Origin of the sequence: Myxococcus sp. CA033 (assembly GCF_013336625.1) — a bacterium.
GTDB classification, from domain to species: Bacteria; Myxococcota; Myxococcia; order Myxococcales; family Myxococcaceae; genus Myxococcus; species Myxococcus llanfairpwllgwyngyllgogerychwyrndrobwllllantysiliogogogochensis.
In genome coordinates this window covers 12,203-33,460 of sequence record NZ_JABUMU010000005.1, presented here as the reverse complement: position 1 = coordinate 33,460, position 21,258 = coordinate 12,203, and the positions used below count along the sequence as shown (strand labels likewise).

The window sequence follows — 21,258 nt, the reverse complement described above, 5'->3', positions numbered from 1 at the left end:
TTGACTACGGCTGTAGTCACGCGTACGTTCTGACTACAGGTGTAGTCATGGCGACCGTGGGAGAGCGGGTGATGGAGTGGCTGCGGACGAAGGGGCACCTCACCCGGTTCTCGGAAGCTCCAGGACGTCGTGGCCCGGCTGAACTCTCGGAAGCAGGGGAAGGAGTGCGCCCATGGGTGCTGAATGGCTGACGGACTTCAGCTGGGGGTTTTCCACACTGGAGTGTCTGTGGCGGGCTTCCTGGCAGGGTGCGCCGTGGGCCGCGCTGGTCTGGGGGCTGTCCCACGCAGTGCCGCGCATGCCCTCCGCCCTGCGCGCGGGGCTGTGGTGGCTGGTTTCCCTCAAGTTCGTGCTGTCCCTGGGGGCGTTGAGCCCGGTGCAGCTTCCTCTCCTGCCCACGCTGATTCCGGGACGAGTGGAGTCGATGGGGCCGGAGGAGAACGTGGCCACTCCGGACACCATGGCTCTCATGGGCGATGGAGTGCCCTGGCGACATGGGGGCGCGGCGGTGCTGCTCGTTGCGTGGGGATTGGGAATCGCCTGGCAGCTCAAGGGGCATGTGCGGGCCTGGAGCCGCATGCGTCGCCTGCGCCTTCGCGCGGTGCCCCTTCGCCAACCGGACATCGAGAAGGCCATCAGCGAGCTCGCCTCCGCCGCGGGACTGCGCCGAGTGCCCTGTCTCCTGATGTCCGATGAGATGGCGAGCCCTCTGGCCACGGGGCTGATCTCCCCGGTGATTGTTCTGCCCGCGCAGGCGGTCCGGTGCCTGGACCTGGAAGCAGTGCGGATGGCATTGGCTCATGAGTTGGCCCATTTCCAGCGCCGCGACCTGTGGTTTGGCTGGGTTCCGGCACTCGCGGAGAGCGTCCTCTTCTTCCACCCGCTCGTACGCAAGACAGCCCAGGAGTATGCGCTGGCACGAGAGGAGGCCTGTGACGCCGAAGCCCTCCGCCTCACGGGGGCCGCGCCCGGTGATTATGGCCAGCTCCTCCTCACCTTTGGCGTCACCCGTAGCCACGGCACCGCCGCGGTGCTCGGTGCCTCAACTCGCATCCACACGCTGCACAGGAGGTTGTCCATGCTGGAACACGTCGATGTCTCCACTCCGCGACGCCGTACTTCGTTGCGAGTGGCGCTGCTACTCCTTGGCCTCGCGGTCCTCTTGCCGGTCCAACTGGTCGCACGCGAGCAGACAGCGTCGCCGCGGGCTCGCTCGGACTCGGCCGCGCCAGAGGTCGCGACTCCGGCCGTCGTCGCCACGAAGGTGTCGGCGGCTCCCATCCCTTCCGCCCCGCCTGCCGCACCGAGCCTCAATCCCGCCCCGGTTCCGTCTGCGCCCAGCCTTCCCTGGTCACCCGACGACGCGCTGTGGTCACCCGATGGACCCGATAGATGCTGAAGGACCTCCCTTGAGGGGAATGGGCCCGGGCTCGAGGCCCGGGCCTGGTGTGAATCACATCACGAGGCTGCGTCCTCCAGGTCTCGTGCGAGCTGCTCCACCAACTCGGAGACTCGCGGTGCGCTCAACATCGTGAAGTGGTCGCCCGCGACGTCGTGCACCGAGAGCGCCCCGGTGAGCCACTCGCGCCAGCCGCGGTCCTCGCGCAACGGGGCCTCGTCGGGAGACCGGGTGGCGCGGAAGAGCACGGTCCGACCCGTGTAGACACCGTCTGGCACATGGCGACGCTGGGCCTCGGTGAGTCGCTGGTAGACGTTGAAGAGCCGCTCAGCCGTGTCGAGTTCCAGCGTGTGCAAGGCCGGAGCGGCGAGTCGCAGCCGTGGCAGCACCTGGGCCAGCACCTCTCGCGCTCCCAGGCGCTCCAGCCGCCCCACCTCCAGTGAGGCGTCTTCCCAGGACACGCCGAGCATCTGACCGAAGCCGGCGAGCAGCGTGAGCGTGTCGGGCTTGGGCATCGGCTGCCGCGTAGGCGCGCGGCTGTCGAGCAGCACCAGCAGGTCCACCTTCTCTCCCGTGGCCTCGAGCAACCGCGCCATCTCGTGTGCCACGACGCCACCGAAGGACCAGCCGCCGAGGAGGTACGGCCCCCGAGGCTGCACCGTGCGGAGCTGTGCGAGGTAGTCGCGCGCCAGCGTCTTCACGGAGGACTCGGGAAGCTCGCCGCCCTCCATGCCGGACGCGGACAGGCCGTAGATGGGCCGCTGGGTACCGAGCTCACGAACGAGCTCGGTGTAGCCCAGCGCCGCGCCTCCGCCGCCGTGGACGAGGAAGAGGGGCCGCTCGGTCGACGTGCCGGTGTCCAGGCGCACGAGGTTGGGAGTGGGCCGTGGAGCCTGCTCGCGCTGCTCCACCCGTCGTGCCAGTCGCTCCACGGTGGAGGCCTGGAAGAGGGCTGACACCGGCAGCGAGACACCCAGCCGCTCGCGAAGCAGCGACATGAGGCGGACGGCCAGCAGGGAGTGGCCGCCGAGGGCGAAGAAGTCGTCGGTGGCACTCACCTTCTGCCTGCCGAGGAGCTCGCGCCAGAGGGCCGCGATGGTCTCCTCGCCAGGGTTGCGCGGAGCGACGTACTCGCTGCTCGTGGAGGACATGTCCGGAGCGGGCTGGGCCTTCGGGTCCACCGTGTCGTCGAAGCGGCCGAGGTACACCAGCTCGCCGTTGTCCCGTCTGCGCACCTTGTCGCCCGTGCGGTAGAGGCGGGCGCCCGGCGTGGACGAGAACGGGTCTGGGAGGAACCGCTCGGCGGTGAGGCCAGGCCCGCTGAGAGAGCCCCGGCTGACGCCCGCGCCCGCGAGGAAGAGCTCGCCGGGAACCCCCAGGGGAACGGGCTGCATGCGTGCATCGAGGACGTGGGCCTGCACGTTGGCCAGCGGGGTGCCGACGGGCCGGGGGGCGGAGAGCTTCTCCCAGTAGGACTCGTCAATGGCCTCTCCGTGGATGGCGCCCTCCCAGGGCCGCTCGCGATGGGTGTCGTTCCAGCGAGTCAGCATCTGCTCGCGCTCGGCGACGGGCATCAGCGGAAGCTCGCCCACATGTGTCTCGGGAGCGTGGATGGCGGCTTCCAGCAGCGTGGCGAAATGTCCCGCCATGCGAGTGATGGTGGACTCCTCGAACAGGTCGGTCCGATAGGTCAGTGCGCCGGAGAAGCCCTCCGGCGTTTCGGCGAGCGACAGCGTCAGGTCGAAGTGGGTGGAACGCACGTCGGGCGCGACGGACTGGACGCTCAGCATCGTGGTGCCTTCGCCGGCCTCCAGCGTGTCCGTGGGGGTGTTCTGGAGGGTGAACATCACCTGGAAGAGTGGCGAGTAGCTGAGGCTGCGCTGGGGCTTGAGCTCCTCGACGAGCTTCTCGAAGGGGACGTCCTGATGTTCATAGGCGGCGAGCGTGGAGGCTCGCACCTGGGAGAGGAGCTGACGGAAGGAGGCGCGCGGCTCGACGCGGGAGCGCAGGACGAGGGTGTTGACGAAGAAGCCGATGAGGCCCTCCAACTCGGAAGCCCTGCGGCCGGCGATGGGGGAGCCGATGGAGATGTCGTCCTGCCCGGAGTAGCGCGAGAGCAGGAGCTGGAAGGTGGCCAGCACGCCCATGAAGAGGGTGGCGCCCTCCTGCTTGCAGAAGGCTTCCACGGCGCGAGCGAGGGCCCCGGGAATCTGGAAGTCGACGGTGCGACCGTGGAAGGACTGGAGCGGTGGGCGAGGGAAGTCGGTGGGCAGTTCGAGGAGCGCGGGGGCTCCGGCGAGCTGGTGCTTCCACCAGGCCACCTGCCGGGAGAGGACGTCGTCCTTGAGCCACTGGCGCTGCCAGAGGGCGTAGTCGGCGTACTGGAGCGGCAGCTCGGGAAGGAGGGAGTGGAGTCCCTGGCGGAAGGCTTCGTAGAGGGTGACCACTTCTCGGACGAGCAGGCCCATGGACCAGCCGTCGGTGACGGCGTGGTGGAGGTTGAGGAGCAGCACGTGCTGCTGGGGTGCGAGGCGCAGCAGGGAGGCGCGAAGCAGGGGGCCGCGACTCAAGTCGAACGGGCGGACGGCGTCCTGATGCGCCCGCTCGCGAGCGAGGGCCTCACGCTCCTCGACGGAGGAGAGGTCCTCCACGAGGAGCGCGAAGGGAGCCGGGGGGGAGATGTGCTGGAAGGGAGCGCCGTTGTCCTCGGCGAAGGACGTGCGGAGGGCTTCGTGGCGGCGGAGCAGCTCCGAGAAGGCGCGCTGGAGGGACGGGACGTCGAGCGCGCCCTCGAGGCGGAGGGCCGTGGGCATGTTGTACGTGGGAGTGCCGGGCTGGAGCTGCTCGAGGAACCAGAGGCGCTGCTGCGCGAAGGAGAGAGGCAACGGTGCGCCGTCTCGCGGTGCGGGGAGCAGCGGCGGGAGCGCGGACGCCTCGGTGGCGCGCTCGACGCGGAGGGCGAGCAACTCCAGGGTGGGCGCCTCGAAGAGGGCGCGCAGGGGGAGCTCCAGGGCGAAGACGGAGCGGATGCGCGACATCAACCGGGTGGCCAACAGCGAATGGCCGCCGCGCTCGAAGAAGTGGTCATGCCGGCCGACAACCGGGAGGCGGAGGACGTCGGCCCAGAGGGCGGCGAGGCGCACCTCGGTGGGTGTGAGCGGAGCGACGAAGGCGTCGGCGCCGGGGGTCGCTTCGGGAGAAGGCAGGGCCTTGCGGTCCACCTTGCCGTTGGGCGTCAGCGGGAAGGATTCCAGGGCCATGAGCGCGCCGGGGACCTCGTAGGCCGGGAGTCTCTTGGTGAGGTAGGCGCGGAGGGCCGCGGGCTCGGGCGGGCGTGAGTGAGCGGTGTAGTAGGCGACGAGGCGCTGGTCTCCTGGGACATCCTCGCGGAGGAGGACCAGGGCTTCACGGATGTCGGGGTGGCGGGCGAGGGTGGCTTCGATTTCGCCCAGCTCGATGCGGAAGCCGCGCAGCTTCACCTGGAAGTCGAGGCGGCCGAGGAACGCGAGCTCTCCATCAGGGAGCCAGCGCACCTTGTCTCCCGTGCGGTACATGCGCGCGCCGGGGACGGAGCTGAACGGATTGGGGACGAAGCGCTCCGCGGTGAGCGACGGGCGCGCGAGGTAGCCACGCGCGAGGCCATCTCCGGCCAGGAACAGCTCTCCGGAGACACCCACGGGGACAGGCTGGAGGTGGGAATCCAGGACGTAGGCCCGCACATTCGTCAGCGGTGAGCCGAGCGAAGGACGCGGCGCTCCGCGCACCGCGCGTGCCGTGGAGTCCACCGTGCACTCGGTGGGCCCGTAGACGTTGAAGGCGGTGATGCGTGGATGGGTGGCGAGCCGCTCCCAGAGGGCGTCGTCCACCGCCTCACCCCCGACGAGGACTCGCAGGGCTCGATTGGAGGCCAGCCCCTCATCGAGCAGCAAACGCAGGTGGGACGGCGCGCAGTCGAGCACGTCGACGTGGTGTTGCTCCACCCAGTTCACCAGTCGGGGCGCGTCCTGGCGAACGGCCTGGGGCACCACGCACAGGGTGTGGCCATCGGAGAGCTGGATGAGCTGCTGGACAGACGCATCAAAGGCCAGCGGCGCGTTGAGGCTGACTCGCAGCGGGCCTCGCAGGCCGGCGAGCGCAGTGGACGCGAGGGCCGCATGCAGATTCATCACGGAGGCGTGCTGAATCATGACGCCCTTCGGATGCCCGGTGCTGCCCGACGTGTAGATGACGTAGGCGAGGTGCTGGGGCGCGGAGACACGGGGTAGCGCGGTGTCCGCTTCACTGGCGAGCATCTGGGCCACGTCCGGGTCATCCATGCGGAGGACCTTGACGGACGGCGTCTCCAGCCGCTCGGCCAGGAGTTGCTGCGTGAGGATGAGCGTGACGCCGGAGTCGCGGCGCACGAAGGCGAGCCGCTCGCGAGGATGGGAGGGGTCCAGGGGGACGTACGCGCCGCCCGCCTTGAGGACGCCGAGGACGGCGACAATCATGTCGACGCCGCGCTCCATGCAGATGGCGACGCGGGACTCGGGCCTGACGCCGTGAGCCCGCAGCCAGTGGGCGAGCCTGTTGGCCCGACGGTCGAGCTGGTCGAAGGTGAGCGACGTCGTGTCGTCGAGGACCGCCAGCGCATCGGGTGTGCGAACGACTTGAGCTTCGATTCGCTCGTGCAGCGCCCCTCCCCACGGCAGTTCGCGGTGCGTGTCGTTCCACGTCACGAGGAGCTGCTCCCGCTCCGCGTCGGAGAGGAGGGACAGCGAACCCAGGTCCGCATCGGGCGTGGTGACCACGGCCTTCAGCAGGGTGATGAGGTGCCCTGCCATGCGCGCGACGGTCCGCTCGTCGAACAGCTCCACGCGGAAGTCGAGCGCTCCTCCGAGTCCCTGGGATGTCCGGGCGAGCGAGAGCGAGAGGTCGAACTTCGCCTCCAGCCCCTCCACGCCCATCGGCGTGAGCTTCAGTGCTTCCAGCCCGCTCTGTTCGGAGCGGAGCGACGGCGCCTGTCGAGGCGTGCTCTGGAGCGCGAGCATCACCTGGAAGAGCGGCGAGTGGCTCAGGCTGCGCCGGGGATGGAGTTCCTCGACGAGCTTCTCGAAGGGGACGTCCTGGTGCTCGTAGGCGGCGAGCGTGGATGCACGGACCTGGGAGAGCAGCTCGCGGAAGGTGGAGCGTGGGGCGATGCGAGAGCGCAGGACGAGGGTGTTGACGAAGAAGCCGATGAGGCCCTCGGTCTCCGCTCGGTTGCGTCCCGCGATGGGCGAGCCCACGGAGATGTCGTCCTGCCCGGAGTAACGCGAGAGCAGGAGCTGGAAGGCGGCCAGCACGCCCATGAAGAGCGTCGCCCCTTCGGCTTGGGTGAAGGACTCCAGGGACTGGGTCAGCTCCTCGGGCAGGTGGAATGGCACCGCTCCACCCTGGGAGGACTGGACCGCCGGGCGGGGCCTGTCGGTGGGCAGCTCCAGCACGGCGGGCGCATCCGCGAGCTGGTGCTTCCAGTAGTCGAGCTGTCGCTGGAGCACCTCACCGCGCAGCCACGCGCGCTGCCATGCGGAGAAGTCGGCGTACTGCACAGGCAATGGCGCGAGGTCTGGCGACGTGTTCGTGGTGATGGCCGCGTAGAGCGTGACCAGCTCGCGCACCAGCACGTCCATGGACCAGCCGTCGGAGACGATGTGATGCATCGTCACCAGCAGCACGTGCTCCTTCGCGTCCATCCGGAGCAGCGAAGCGCGCAGCAGCGGGCCGGTGGCCAGGTGGAAGGGCTTGAGCGCCTCCTCGTTGATGAGCCGCTGAGCCCGAGCAGCGCGCTCGTCCCCGTGCTCGCGGCTCAGGTCCACGAGCGGAAGTGAGAAGGCCGCGGCCGGGTGGATGACCTGCACGGGCTCGCCGTCATGAGACGGGAAGGTGGTGCGGAGGGCTTCATGGCGTCGCACCAGGGCGTCGAAGCTGGCCTCGAGCGCGTCCGCGTCCAGCGCCCCTTCCAGCCGCAGCGCCGCGGGCATGTTGTAGAGCGCGCTGCCGGGCTCGAGCTGGTCGATGAACCACAGGCGCTGCTGCGCGAAGGACAGCGGCAGTGCCTGGGTGCGGGATACGGGAATCAGGGGAGGCAACGCAGAGGTGCCCCCGCGAGCGTTCGCGTCGATGCGTGCAGCGAGGGACGAGACGGTGGGCGCCTCGAAGAGGGCTCGGAGGGGCAGCTCGACCTGGAAGACCGTGCGGATGCGCGAGGCGAGCTGGGTGGCGAGGATGGAGTGTCCGCCGAGCGCGAAGAAGGAGTCCTCGGCGCCGACGTGCTCGATGCGCAGCAACTCCGCCATGAGGGTTGCCAGCGTGCGCTCGGTGGCGTTGAGAGGTGCGACGTGGGAGTCGGTGCTCACGGCGTCCGGCGAAGGCAGCGCGGCGCGGTCGACCTTGCCGTTGGAGGACAGGGGCAGTGCCTCCTGCGAGACGATGGCCGAGGGCACCATGTACGCCGGGAGGCGTTCACCCAGATGTCCCCGCAGGGCGTTGGCGTCGGGGAGGGGGGCGCCTGAATGCGGCGCGACGTAGGCCACGAGCCGTGCGCCCAAAGGGCCCTCCTCGCGCACCACCACCACCGCGTCGCCGACGGAGGCATGCGTCCGCAGCGCGGATTCAATCTCTCCCAGTTCGATGCGGTAGCCACGCACCTTCACCTGGAAGTCGGCGCGGCCCAGGTACTCCAGCCGTCCGTCGGCGCCCCAGCGGACGCGGTCGCCCGTCCGGTACATCCGGGCTCCAGGCAGCGCGCTGAAGGCATCGGGGATGAAGCGCTCCGCGGTCAGCGCGGGACGCCGCCAGTAGCCGCGCGCCACGCCCGAGCCGCCGATGAACAGCTCACCCACGACGCCTACCGGCACCGGGCGCAGGTGGGCATCCAGGACGTACAGGCGGGTATTGGCGATGGGACGGCCGATGGAGATGGCACCGCTCGTCGCGTCTCCAGGGGCCACGGTGTGGACGCTGCAACCGACCACCGTCTCGGTGGGGCCGTACTCGTTGATGAGCAGGGTGTCCGGAGCGTGCTTGCGCCAGAAGGCCACGCCTTCGGCGGTCAGGGCCTCGCCGCCGATGACAAAGGCTCGGGTGCGACCGGCCGCCTCACCCTGCGTGAGCTGGTAGGAGAGCAGTTGCAGGTGCGTCGGCGTCAGCTTCACGAGGCTGAAGTCGCTGCCCTCGCGCAGGGCTTCACCCAGCCCCTCCACGCCTGCCTCCTCGGGCACGAGCACCACGGGTCTCCCTGCGATGAGCGGAGCGATGAGGCTGGTGACGGTCAGGTCGAAGGAGAGCGGCGAGTGGACCGGTGAGCCCGAGCCCTCGGCGATGCGGTACGCGTGCAGGGCCCAGGTGAGGTAGTTCACGACGCCCCGGTGTTCCACCATGACGCCCTTGGGGAGGCCGGTGCTGCCAGAGGTGTAGATGAGGTAGGCGAGGTCGTCGGCGGTGGCCAGGGGGGCCGGAGCAGTCGTGGGCTGCTTGCCCGCCGTGACGTCCCAGTCCTTGTCGACTCGGAGGACGGAGACTGTGTTCGTGAGCAGTGCGTCCGCGAGCGCGGCCTGGGTGAGGACAACGGCGACGTCGGTGTCTTGCAGGAGGAAGGCGATGCGAGAGTCGGGCAGGGCCGGGTCGAGAGGCAGGTAGGCGGCACCGGCCTTGAGGGTTGCCCAGAGGGCCACGACCATGTCGGGTGCGCGGCGGAAGTACAGGCCCACTCGTGAGCCTTGCCCGACACCCAGGTCGCGCAGCGCGTGGGCGAGCTGATTGGCGCGTGCGTCCAGCTCACGGAAGGTGAGCTGAGCGTCGCCCATGGACACGGCGAGCGCGTCGGGAGTGCGAGCGACGGTTTCCTCGAAGAGGGCGTGGACGGTGGTGTGCGCGGGGAAGTCCGCATGCGTGTCGTTCCACTCCACCAGGACGCGGTGCTGCTCGGCCTCGTCCATGAGCGGAAGGGACGCGACCGGGGCATCCGGCTGCTTCACAGCGGCGCGGAGCAGCGTGAGGAAGTGCGCCACCATGCGCGCGGCCGTCGAGGCATCGAACAGCGCGGCGGCGACCTGGAGGGCGCCTTCGTATCCAGAAGGTGCTTCGACGAAGGTGAGGTTGAGGTCGAACTTGGCGAGCGCGTCACCCTGGTCGACGGAATGCACTCGCAGGCCGGGCAGCTCCAGGCCTCCCATGGGCGTGTTCAGCAGGGAGAACATGACCTGGAAGAGCGGGGGGACATCGAGGACCCGCTCGGGCTGCAGCTCTTCGACGAGCTTCTCGAAGGGCACGTCCTGGTGCTCGAAGGCTCCCAGGGTGGTGGCTCGGACGCGCTCCAACAGCGCGTGGAACGAGGCTCGTGGGTCGATGCGCGCACGGAGCACCAGCGTGTTGACGAAGAAGCCGATGAGGCCCTCGGTCTCCTCGCGGTTGCGGCCGGCGATGGGGGAGCCGACGGAGATGTCGTCCTGGCCCGAGTAGCGGGAGAGCAGGAGCTGGAAGACGGCAAGCAGCGTCATGAAGGGCGTGGCGCCCTGGCGCTGTGAGAGCGCCTTGATGGCGTTGGACAGCTCGGCTCCCAGCGCGATGGGGAGGATGACGGCCTCGCGCGACGCGTGGGCGGCGCGGGGCCTGTCGGTGGGCAGCTCCAACAGCGCGGGGGCTCCTTGGAGTTGCTGTTTCCAGTAGGCCAGCCGCGTCCGCAGCGCGTCGTCACGCAGCCAGCCGCGCTGCCACGCGGCGAAGTCGGCGTATTGCACGGACAGCGGAGGAAGCACGGCCGGCTCGCCGGAGAGGTGCGCCGCGTAGAGCGTGCCCAGCTCGCGCACCAGCACGCCGGAAGACCAACCGTCGGAGACGATGTGGTGGATGTTGGCGAGGAGCAGGTGCTCGCGCTCCGCCAGCTTGACGAGGCAGAGGCGGAACAACGGTCCGGAGGTGAGGTCGAAGGGACGCTCTCCTTCCTCCACCGTCAGTCGTCGGGCCTCGGCCTGACGGTGGTCATCCTCCAGGTGCCGCAGGTCGATGAGCGCGATGGAGACGGGCGCCGCGGGGTGGATGACCTGGGACGGTTGCCCGTCGATGGAGGTGAACGTGGTGCGGAGCGCCTCGTGGCGTGAGACGACGTCGGAGACCGCTCGCTCCAAGGCGGCGATGTCGAGTGTCCCCTCGAGGCGGAGCGCCGTGAGGATGTTGTAGAGGGCGCTGCCGGGATCGAGCTGGTCGATGAACCACAGTCGCTGCTGCGCGAAGGACAGCGGCAGGGCGCCTGTGCGCGGCACGGGCGTCAGCGCCGGAACCTCCAGCCCCTGCTGCTCCTGTCGCGAGGCATCCAGGTACCGGGCCAGTCCGGCGACGGTGGGGGCTTCGAAGAGTTCCCGCAGCGGGAGTTCGACGTTGAAGGCGGAGCGGATGCGGGAGACGACCTGCGTGGCGAGAAGGGAGTGGCCTCCCAGCTCGAAGAAGTCGTCCTCCGGGCCCACTCGCGAGACACCGAGCACCTCGGCGTAGATGCCCGCGAGCACCTCCTCCGTGGCGGTGCGTGGCATCTCGGGCGCCTCTTGAGGCTGAGTGCTGACTCCGGGCGGAGGGAGGGCCTTGCGGTCGACCTTGCCGTTCGCTGTCAGCGGCAGCTCCGTCAGCGTGACGATGGCCGACGGCACCATGTACGCGGGGAGCCGCTCCTCGAGGAAGCCGCGCACAGCGCCCGGGTCCAGTCCATGCTCCGAGGGCACCACGTAGGCGACGAGTCGCTTGTCGCCCGGGACGTCCTCACGCACGACGACGATGGCCTCACCGACGCCCGGGTGCTGGCGCAGGGTGCTCTCCACCTCTCCGGGCTCGATGCGGAAGCCACGCACCTTGACCTGGAAGTCGGCGCGGCCCTGGAACTCCAAGGTTCCATCCATCCGCCACCGGGCCTTGTCACCCGTGCGGTAGAGCCGCGTGCCCGGCGCCCCGAAGGGATGGGGCACGAAGCGCTCCGCTGTGAGGTCCGGCCGCCCGAGGTAGCCCCAGGCGAGGCCGTCGCCTCCGACGTACAGCTCGCCCGTCACTCCGGGAGGCGTCGGCTGGAATGAGCCGTCCAACACGAAGGCGGAGGAGTGAGGCACCGGCCCGCCGATGGGGACCGAGTCGCCCACCGCATCACCCGCGCGCAGGGCATGTGTGGCGGAGAATGTGGTGTTCTCGGTGGGGCCGTAGCCGTTGATGAGGACGCCGCTCGGAGGCAGCAGCGCGAGGTGTTCGCGCACGCGCCGCGCGGGCAGCACGTCTCCACCCGCGAGCACCTGGGAGACGCCGGTCAGCGCCTGAGGCTGATACGTCACCATCTGCTCGTAGAGGGCAGCGGTGAGCCAGAGCGAGGAGATGCGGTGACGCGCGAGCAGCGCTCCCAGCTCCTCAAGGGACAGCGCTCCAGGAGGCGCGAGGACGAGCCGGGCGCCGTGAAGCAGCGCGCCCCAGAGTTCGAGCGTGGAGGCATCGAAGGCGACGGGGGCCGCCTGGAGCCAGACCTCGTTGGGCCCGAAGCGGATGGCACCGTGAGGCTGCACGAGTCGGACGACGCCCCGGTGCGGCACGCAGACGCCCTTGGGCTCGCCGGTGCTCCCCGAGGTGAACATGACGTAGGCCAGGGAGTCCGCGCTCGCGGGCACCTCTGGGGCCGAGTCTGGCTGGCGGGCGATATGCGCGGCCTCTTCGTCCATGACGACGAGCACGACGCCCAGCTCCGGCAGCTCGTCTGCCACCGACGACTCCGTCAACAGGATGGCGGAGGAAGACTGGCGCAGGACCCACGCCATGCGCTCGGTCGGCCAGGTGGCATCCAGTGGGACGTACGCGGCTCCCGCCTTGAGGGTGCCGAGCAGCGCGACCACCAGGTCCACGGAGCGCTTCAGGTGCACGGCGACGCGGCTGCCGGGCTGAACGCCCAGTCCGCGGAGATGATGGGCGAGCCGGTTCGCGCGCGCGTCGAGCTGCGCGTACGTGAGGCTCGCGTCCTCGGACTCGACGGCGACGGCGTCCGGAGTGAGCGCGGCCTGTCGGGCGAAGAGTTGATGGATGGCTGCGTCACGCGGGTACTCCGCGGCAGCGGCGTTCCACCGCGTCAGGACCTGATGCCGCTCCTCGGAGGACAGCAGCGACACGAGGCCGAGCGGGCGCTCCGGCGCGGCGGTGACCGTCTCCAGCAGCACGGCGTAGTGGCGCATCAGCCGCTTCACCGTGTCCGCATCGAAGAGGTCGGTGTTGTAGTTGAGGGCGCCGGAGAAGCCCTGCGTCCCCTCCTCCAGCAGGAGGCTGACCTCGTACTGCGACGTGGTGATGTTCGCGGTGAGCGGAGCGAAGGAGAGCCCCGGGAGCTGGATGGCCTCGACCGGGGTGTTCTGGAGGGTGAGGGTGGCCTGGAAGAGCGGGCTGCGAGCGAGGTCGCGCTGGGGCTGGAGCTCCTCGACGAGCTTCTCGAAGGGGAGGTCCTGGTGCTGGTATGCGGCCAGCGTGGCGCTCCGCACGTGGGCGAGGAGCTGGAGGAAGGAGCCGCGCGCGTCGATGCGCGAGCGCAGGACGAGCGTGTTGACGAAGAAGCCGATGAGGCCCTCCGTCTCCCCCTGCTGGCGGTTGGCGATGGGGAAGCCCACGGAGACGTCGTCCTGGCCGGCGTAGCGGGCGAGCACGAGCTGCCAGGCCGCGAGCAGCACCATGAAGGGTGTGGCGCCCTCGCGCTGGGCCAGCGCTCGCACGGAGGCGCTCAGCTCGCCCGTCAGCGCGACAGGGAGCAGGGTGCCCTTGTGGGACTGGACGGCCGGACGAGGCCTGTCCGTGGGCAGCTCGAGGACACCCGAGGTGCCCGAGAGGTGTTCCTTCCAGAAGTCGAGCTGACGCTGGAGCATGTCGCCGCGCAGCCAGGTGCGCTGCCATGCCGCGTAGTCGGCGTACTGCACGGGCAGCGGAGGCAGCGCGGCCGGAGTGCCCGTGGTCCGAGCCACGTACAGCGTGGCCAGCTCGCGCACGAGGACGCCCGTGGACCACGCGTCGGAGACGATGTGGTGCATCGTCACCAGGAGCACATGGGCCTGTGCGCCATGCTTCAGCAACGAGGCGCGCAGGAGCGGCCCCGTGGAGAGGTCGAACGAAGCGAGGGCGTCCGCCGCGATGAGGGCTTGCGTCCGCGCCTGTCGCTCCTCTTCGGACAGCGCGCTCAGGTCCACCACGGGCACGCTGAAGTGCGAGGCGGGGCGGATGCGCTGCACGGGCGCACTGTCACGCATGGCGAAGGTGGTGCGCAGCACCTCGTGGCGGTTCACCAGGGCGTTGAAGGCATGCTCCAGCGCTCCGACCTCCAGTGCACCCTCCACGCGCAGCGCCGTGGGCAGGTTGAAGAGCGGCGTGCCCGGGGAGAGCTGGTCGATGAACCACAGGCGCTGCTGGGAGAAGGAGAGCGGCAACGCCTCCGTACGAGGTACGGGAAGCAGGGGCGGCACCGCCGGAGTCGTCTCCCCCCGGCTGGCGTCGATGCGCGCGGCGAGGCCCGCCACGGTGGGGTCCTCGAAGAGGGCGCGCAGGGGGAGGTCCACCTGGAACGCGGCCCGGATGCGAGAGGCGAGCTGGGTGGCGAGCAGCGAGTGGCCTCCCAGGGTGAAGAAGCTGTCCTGCGCTCCCACCTGCTCGACGCAGAGGATGGCGGCCATCAGCTCCGCCAGCGTCTGCTCCGTGGGCGTGCGGGGGGCGATCCACGCAGCCTCCACTTCGGCCTGCAGGTCTGGCGCGGGCAGCGCCTCGCGGTCCAGCTTGCCGTTCGGCGAGAGGGGCAGCGCATCCAGCACCACGAAGGCCGCGGGTACCAGGTGCTCAGGCAGTCCGGTCAGCAGTCCTCGCCGGAGCTCCGTGGCCTCCAGCGTGCTCTCTGCTCGTGGCACCACGTAGGCGACCAGCAGGTCGTCGCGCACCAGCACGACGGCCTCCTGGACGCCCGGCTGTCGCAGGAGCGCGGCTTCGACTTCACCTGGCTCGATGCGCAAGCCGCGCAGCTTCACCTGGGAGTCGAGGCGGCCGAGGTGCTCGAGGGTTCCGTTCGCGAGCCAGCGCGCCCTGTCGCCGGTGCGGTAGATGCGGGCACCGGGCTCGGTGCTGAACGGGTTTGGGATGAACCGCTCGGCGATGAGGTGGGGCTGGTGCGGGGCGCCGCGCGCCAGACCCTCGTCGCCCAGATACAGCTCGCCGGGCACGCCCGTGGGGACCGGCCGCAGGTCCGCGTCCAGGACATAGGTCTGGGTGTCGTTCCACTCTCCGAGGACGCGTCGCAGCTCGGCCTCGTCCATCAGCGGCAGGGCGGAGAGTGACTGCTCGGGGTCCGCCACGGCCGCGCGGAGCAGGGTGAGCAGGTGCTCCACCATCCGCGCCATGGTGGCGTTGTCGAACAGGTCGACGTTGTAGTCGAGCGTGCCCACGAAGCCCGCTGGCGTCTCCGTCAGGGTGAGGTTCAGGTCGAACTTGAGGGGCATCTCGTGGTCCCCCAGTCCCTCCAGCCGCAACCCGGGCAGCTCCAGCGCGCCCATGGGGGTGTTCAGCACGGAGAACATGACCTGGAACAGCGGCGAGTAGCTGAGGCTGCGCTCGGGGTGCAGCTCCTCGACGAGCTTCTCGAAGGGCACGTCCTGGTGGTCGAAGGCCTCCAGCGTGGTGCGCTTCACCTGCTTCAGCAGCGAGGCGAAGGAGGCGCGTGGCTCCAGCCGCGCGCGCAGCGCCAGCGTGTTGACGAAGAAGCCGATGAGGCCCTCGGTCTCCCCCCGGTTGCGCCCGGCGATGGGCGAGCCGACGACGATGTCGTCCTGGCCGGAGTAGCGCGCGAGGAGCACCTGGAACGCGGCCAGCAACGTCATGAAGGGCGTGGCGCCGTGCTGCTGCGACAGGGTCTTGATGGCGTCGGAGAGGTCCGTGGACAGCACGACGGCGCGCTGAGCGGCGTTGCGCGTCTGGACGGCCGGACGGGGTCTGTCGGTGGACAGCTCCAGCAGCGCCGGAGCGCCTTCGAGCTGTCGCTTCCAGTAGCCCAGGCGCGTGCGGAGCGCGTCGTCGCGCAGCCAGCCCCGCTGCCAGGCCGCGAAGTCGGCGTACTGCACGGGCAGCGGAGGCAGCTCCGCCTGTGTCCCTGACAGGTGCGCCGCATAGAGGGCGCCCAGCTCTCGCACCAGCACGCCCGTGGACCAGCCGTCGGAGACGATGTGGTGCATCGTCGAGAGCAGCACATGCTCCCGCGCTTCCACTCGCAGCAGTGTGACTCGGAAGAGCGGACCCGTGGCGAGGTCGAAGGGGGTCAGGGCCTCTTCGCGGGCGAGGCGGAGCACCTCGGCCTCGCGCTCGGCCGAGGGCAGGGTGCTCAGGTCCACCACCGGCAGCGTCACGGGCGCGGCCGGATGGATGTGCTGCACGGGCTCCCCTTCGCGCGAGGCGAAGGTGGTGCGCAGCGCCTCGTGGCGCTCCACCACGTCGGAGATGGAGTGCTCCAGCGCGGCCACGTCCAGGTCGCCCACCAGCCGGAGCGCGGAGGGCATGTTGTACAGGGCGCTGGCCGGCTCCAACTGGTCGATGAACCACAGGCGCTGCTGAGCGAAGGACAGCGGCAGCGCGTCCGTGCGCGGCACGGGCACGAGCGGGGGCAGGCCCAGGCCTCGCCGTTCCAGGCGCAGGGCGTCCACCTGCCCGGCCAGCGCGGAGAGCGTCGGGGACTCGAACAGCTCACGCAGGGCCAGCTCCAGGTCGAACGTCGCCCGGATGCGCGAGACGACCTGGGTGGCGAGGAGCGAGTGTCCGCCCAGCTCGAAGAAGTCGTCATTCCTCCCCACGCGCGGGACGCCCAGCACGTCGGAGAAGATGCTGGCCAGCGCCACTTCGGTGGCACCGACAGGCACCATGAAGGCGTCAGCGCCCGAGCCCTCCAGCTCCGGTGCCGGCAGGGCATTGCGGTCCACCTTGCCGTTCGGAGTCAGCGGCAGGGACTCCAGGCACACCAGGGCCGAGGGCACCATGTACTCGGGCAGCTTCTGGCGCAGGAAGTCCTTCAGCCCCGCCATGTCGGCGTCGGGCGCCACGACATAGGCCACCAGTCGCTTGTCGCCGGGCGCATCCTCGCGCACCACGACGACGGCCTCGCTCACGCTGGCGTGCAGCCGCAGGACGCTCTCCACCTCGCCCGGCTCGATTCGGAAGCCGCGCACCTTGACCTGGAAGTCCGTGCGGCCGAGGAACTCCAGCGTGCCGTCGTCGCTCCAGCGCACCTTGTCGCCCGTGCGGTAGAGGCGCTCTCCCGCGTTGAACGGATGGGGCACGAAGCGCTCGGCCGTGAGGTCCGGCCGGCCCAGGTAGCCCCAGGCCAGTCCGTCTCCTCCCGTGAACAGCTCGCCCGGCGCACCAGGGAGCACCGGCTCGAACCGCTCATCCAGCACGTAGACGCGGGTGTTGGAGATGGGGCGGCCAATGGGCACGGAAGCGCCGATGACGTCGCCCGCTTCCATCCGGTGGCACGCGGTGAAGGTCGTGTTCTCCGTGGGGCCGTAGCCGTTGACGAGCACGGCGTCGGGAGCCATCCGCGACAGGTGTTCGCGCACGCGCCGCACGGGCAGCACATCGCCTCCCGCCAGCACCTGTCGCACGGAGGCCAGGGCCTCGGGCTGGTGGATGGCGATCTGCTCGAAGAGGGCCGCCGTCAACCACAGGGTGGTGACGCGGTGGCGCACCAGCACCGCGCCCAGCTCTTCCAGCGTGGGCGTGTGAGGCGGGAAGAGGACCAGGCGGGCGCCATGGAGCAGCGCGCCCCAGACTTCCAACGTGGAGGCGTCGAAGGAGATGGGCGCGAGCTGGAGGAAGACCTCCTGGGGGCCAAAGTGGATGAACTCGCCGCTCATCACCAGTCGGGTGATGCCTCGGTGGGGGATGGCGACGCCCTTGGGCTGCCCCGTGGAGCCCGAGGTGAACATGACGTACGCGAGGCTGTCCGCGTCAGCGCGAGTGTCGAGCGTCGACACGGGCTGAAGGGCCACCTGCTCCCAGTCGGAGTCGAGGCAGACGAGGAGCGGGACGTAGGCGGGCAGCTCGTCGGCGAGCCGCTCCTGTGTCACGAGGACGGACGCACCCGTGCTCGCGAGCATGGCGGACAGCCGTTCCGCCGGATAGGCGGGGTCGAGCGGAACGAAGGCCGCGCCCGCCTTGAGGATGCCCAGCAGGCCCACGGGCAGCTCCAGGCTTCGCTCCAGGCACAGGGCCACGCGAGTCCCCGGCGTGACTCCCAGGGTGCGCAGATGGTGCGCGAGCTGGTTGGAGCGCTCGTCGAGCTCCCGGTAGGTGAGCGTGCCCGTCGTGGACTCGACGGCGATGGCGTCCGGTGTGCGCGCCGCCTGCTCGGCGAAGAGCTGATGCACTCCCGCGTCGCGCGGGTAGTCGCGCTGTGTCCGGTTCCACTCCACCAGCACTCGCTCGCGCTCCTCCTGTGTCACCAGGGAGAGCGAGGACAGCAGGGCCTGGGGCTGGGCCAGCATGGACTCCAGGGCCGCGGCCCAGTGGCGCAGCACCCGCTCCAGCGCCGGCGTCTCGAAGCGCTGCGTGTCGTAGACGAGGCGTAGCTCCAGCCGAGGGCCGGGCAGGACGATGGCCACGAAGGGCACGTCGGACTGTTCGGCGCTGGCGAGGTCGCGGACCTGGAAGTCGCTGCCGCCGGAGTAGACGGCGTCGTCGACGGGGTAGTTCTCGAAGACGTACAGGCTCTGGAACAGCGGCTGGCCGCGAGGCACGTCGCTCCATGCCTGGATGCGCGCCAGTGAGGCGTGCTCGTGCTGGTTCAGCGCCTGCATCTGGGCGTGTTGCGAAGCGAGCCACGCCACCACCGGCATGTCGGGCTCCAGCCGGCTGCGCAGGGGCAACGTATTGATGAACAGGCCCACCATGTGCTCGATGCCCGGCACGTCGGCGGCGCGGCCGGACACGGTGGTGCCGAAGATGACATCGCCCTCACCGGAGTAGCGGGCGAGCACCAGCGCCCAGGCGCCCTGCAGCACGGTGTTGGCCGTGAGCTGGTGCTGGCGTGCGTACGCGTGCAGCGCCTGGGTCGTCTCGGCGCTCAAGAGGAGCCCTCGCTCGCCCTGCGCGTACGGTGCGTCCTTGGTGTCGGGGAGCCGGGCGCCCGGGAGCGGCGTCGGTGCGGTGAAGCCCTGGAGGGCTTCGCGCCAGTGGGCCTCGCTGTGCGCGGTGGGGTCCTCTCGCAGCCAGGAGATGAAGTCCCGGTACGCGGGAGCGGCCCCCAGCGCGGGACGCTGGCCCTTGGAGGCGGCGTCGTAGGAGGCGAACAGCTCCTTGAAGACGAGGCCGAGGCTCCAGCCGTCCATCAGCAGGTGATGCGAGGACCACAGGACGCGGTGCAATCCATCATCCAGCTTCACCACCGTCAGGCGCATCAGGGGCGACTGGCGCAGGTCGAAGCCCCGGACGCGGTCCGAGGCCATGAGGGCATCGAAGCGGGCCTTCTGCTCGTCCGGAGTCAGGCCGCGCCAGTCCAGCTCCTCCCAGGGCAGCGCGACGCGCGGGCTCACCACCTGAAGCGGCTCATCCAGCCCTTCCCAGACGAACGCGGTGCGCAGGGGCGCATGGCGCTCCACCACCGTCTCCCATGCGCGGCGGAAGTGCCCCAGGTCGATGCGCGCGCCGAACGTCCAGCCGAACTGCGTGACGTACACGCCCGAGCCCGGCGCCATCAGCGACTGGAACAGCATGCCCTGCTGGAGCGCGGACAGCGGGTAGACGTCCTCCACGGGCAAGCCCGGTGGGAGCACCCTGTCCTGCGTCGCCTGTGTCAGCCGAGCCAGCGGGAAGTCGGCCGGGGTGTAGCGCAGGGCATCGGACGTGGCGCGGCCGGAGACGAGCAGGCGCAGCGCGTCCTTGAAGGACTCCACGAGCGCGAGCGCGGTGGCCTCGTCGTGGAGGTCGCGGCTGTACGTGAGGGAGAGGTGGAGTTGTCCCCCCTGGACGACGGCTGACACGTCGAGCAGGTGCGCGCGCGGCGCACGCGGGCTGATGGATGGACCCTGGGCCTCTGGAGCGAACGTGAACAGCGAGGCGTCGCTGGAGGTGGAGTCCACCTGGCCCAGGTAGTTGAGGGACACCTCGGGGACGGGCAGGTCGCGCAGCCGCGCATGGGTGTCGTCCTCGCGCAGATGGCGCAGCAGGCCGTGTCCCAGGCCATTGGCGGACAGGGTGCGCAGCGCGTCCCTCGTGGAGCGCACGGTGTCACCGGGGCTGTCCCCGGCGCCCACCTGGAGCAGGACCGGGTAGAGAGAGGTGAACCAGCCCACGGTGCGTGACAGGTCCACGTCGGTGAAGAGGTCCTCGCGGCCGTGGCCTTCGGCTTCGACGAGGAAGCGCGACTGGCCCGTGCGCACGGCCAGGGCACGGCCCAGCGCGGCCAGCAGCACGTCCTGGAGCCGCGCGCGGTATGCCGCGGGCACCTCACGCAGCAGCAGGCCCGTGTCTCCGGCGTCGAGACTCGTGGAGACGGTGTGCGAGGAGGCGACGGTGTTCAGCCCCTCCGCCCTGTCTCGGGGCAGCGGGAGGACGCGCGCGCGGGCCTCGTCCAGCCAGTAGGCGCGCTCGGCGTCGAGCGCCTCGGACCGGGCATGCGTGTGCAGGCGCTCGGACCACGTCTTGAAGGACGTCGTCTTTGCCGGGAGCGAGGGCGCCTCGCCACGCAGGGCCTGACGGCAGAGTGTCTCCAGGTCTTCGACGAGGATTCGCCAGGAGACTGCGTCGACGACGAGGTGGTGGGCCACGAGCAGCAGTCGCGCGGACTCCCCCGGGCCGAAGTCGAAGTGGACGGCGCGCAAGAGCGGCGCCGAGCCCAGGTCGAAGGACCTCTGCGCCTCGGTGGCGATGGCTTCCACCCGCGCGGTCCGCTCACCCGTGGATAGCGAGGACACGTCCTCCCGGCGCAGCGACGGGGTGTGCTCCAGGCCCGTGCCGTGCTGGCTCCACCGGCCGTCCACCTGGACGAAGCGGATGCGCAGGGCGTCGTGGTGCTCCACCAGCTTGCGCAGGGCGGCTTCGAGGACGGAGGGCTCCACCGGCTCGCGCAGCCGCAGCATCAGCGCCTGGTTGTAGTGGTGCGGCTCGGGATTCGTGCCCTCGAGGAACGCGCGCTGGATGGGCGTGAGGAGCACCGGGCCGACGACGGGCGTTTGCTCAGCGGTGGTGGCCTGGAGCCGGGAGACCTCGGGGGCCAGGGTGGCGATGGTCTGCGACTGGAAGAGCTGCCGGGGCGCGAAGTGCAGACCGGCACGACGGGCGCGCGCGACGAGCTGGAGGCTGATGATGGAGTCGCCGCCCAACTGGAAGAAGTTGTCGTGGATGCCGACACGCGGGACGCGCAACACCTGGGCCCACACCGTGGCGAGGGCCTCCTCCATCTCGTTGCGAGGCGCGACGTAGGAGTCGGTGCTCACGGCGTCCGGCGAAGGCAGCGCTGCGCGGTCGACCTTGCCGTTGGAGGACAAGGGCAGCGCCTCCAGCGCGACGATGGCCGAGGGCACCATGTACGAGGGGAGGCGCTCACCCAGGTGCGTCCGCAGCACGCCGATGTCGGGAAGGGAAGCGCCGGCATGCGGCGCGACATAGGCCACGAGCCGTGCGCCCGAGGGGCCGTCCTCGCGCACCACCACCACCGCGTCGCCGACAGAGGCATGCGTCCGCAGCGCGGATTCAATCTCTCCCAGTTCGATGCGGTAGCCACGCACCTTCACCTGGAAGTCGGCGCGGCCCAGGTACTCCAGCCGTCCGTCGGCGCCCCAGCGGACGCGGTCGCCCGTCCGGTACATCCGGGCTCC

2 protein-coding genes are annotated in these 21,258 nt (G+C 70.2%); one reads left to right on the top strand and one right to left on the bottom strand.

Annotated features, from left to right (window positions below):
• The first annotated feature begins 172 nt into the window (after positions 1 to 172).
• On the top strand, positions 173 to 1,399 hold the full coding sequence (locus HUA78_RS15230) for a M56 family metallopeptidase (RefSeq protein WP_174476570.1): 1,227 nt from the start codon (positions 173 to 175) through the stop codon (positions 1,397 to 1,399).
• 59 nt (positions 1,400 to 1,458) lie between these two features.
• Here HUA78_RS15230 and HUA78_RS15225 read toward each other — a convergent pair whose 3' ends face one another.
• Positions 1,459 to 21,249 carry a non-ribosomal peptide synthase/polyketide synthase gene (locus tag HUA78_RS15225; RefSeq protein WP_254623733.1) on the bottom strand — a complete coding sequence of 6,597 codons (19,791 nt, stop codon included), beginning with the start codon at positions 21,247 to 21,249 and terminating at the stop codon, positions 1,459 to 1,461.
• Positions 21,250 to 21,258: the final 9 nt, after the last annotated feature.

Coding starts and splice junctions, on each gene's coding strand:
- HUA78_RS15230 (WP_174476570.1), top strand. CDS start 173: ATGGGTGCTGAATGGCTGACGGACTTCAGCTGGGGGTTTTCCACACTG.
- HUA78_RS15225 (WP_254623733.1), bottom strand. CDS start 21,249: ATGTACCGGACGGGCGACCGCGTCCGCTGGGGCGCCGACGGACGGCTG.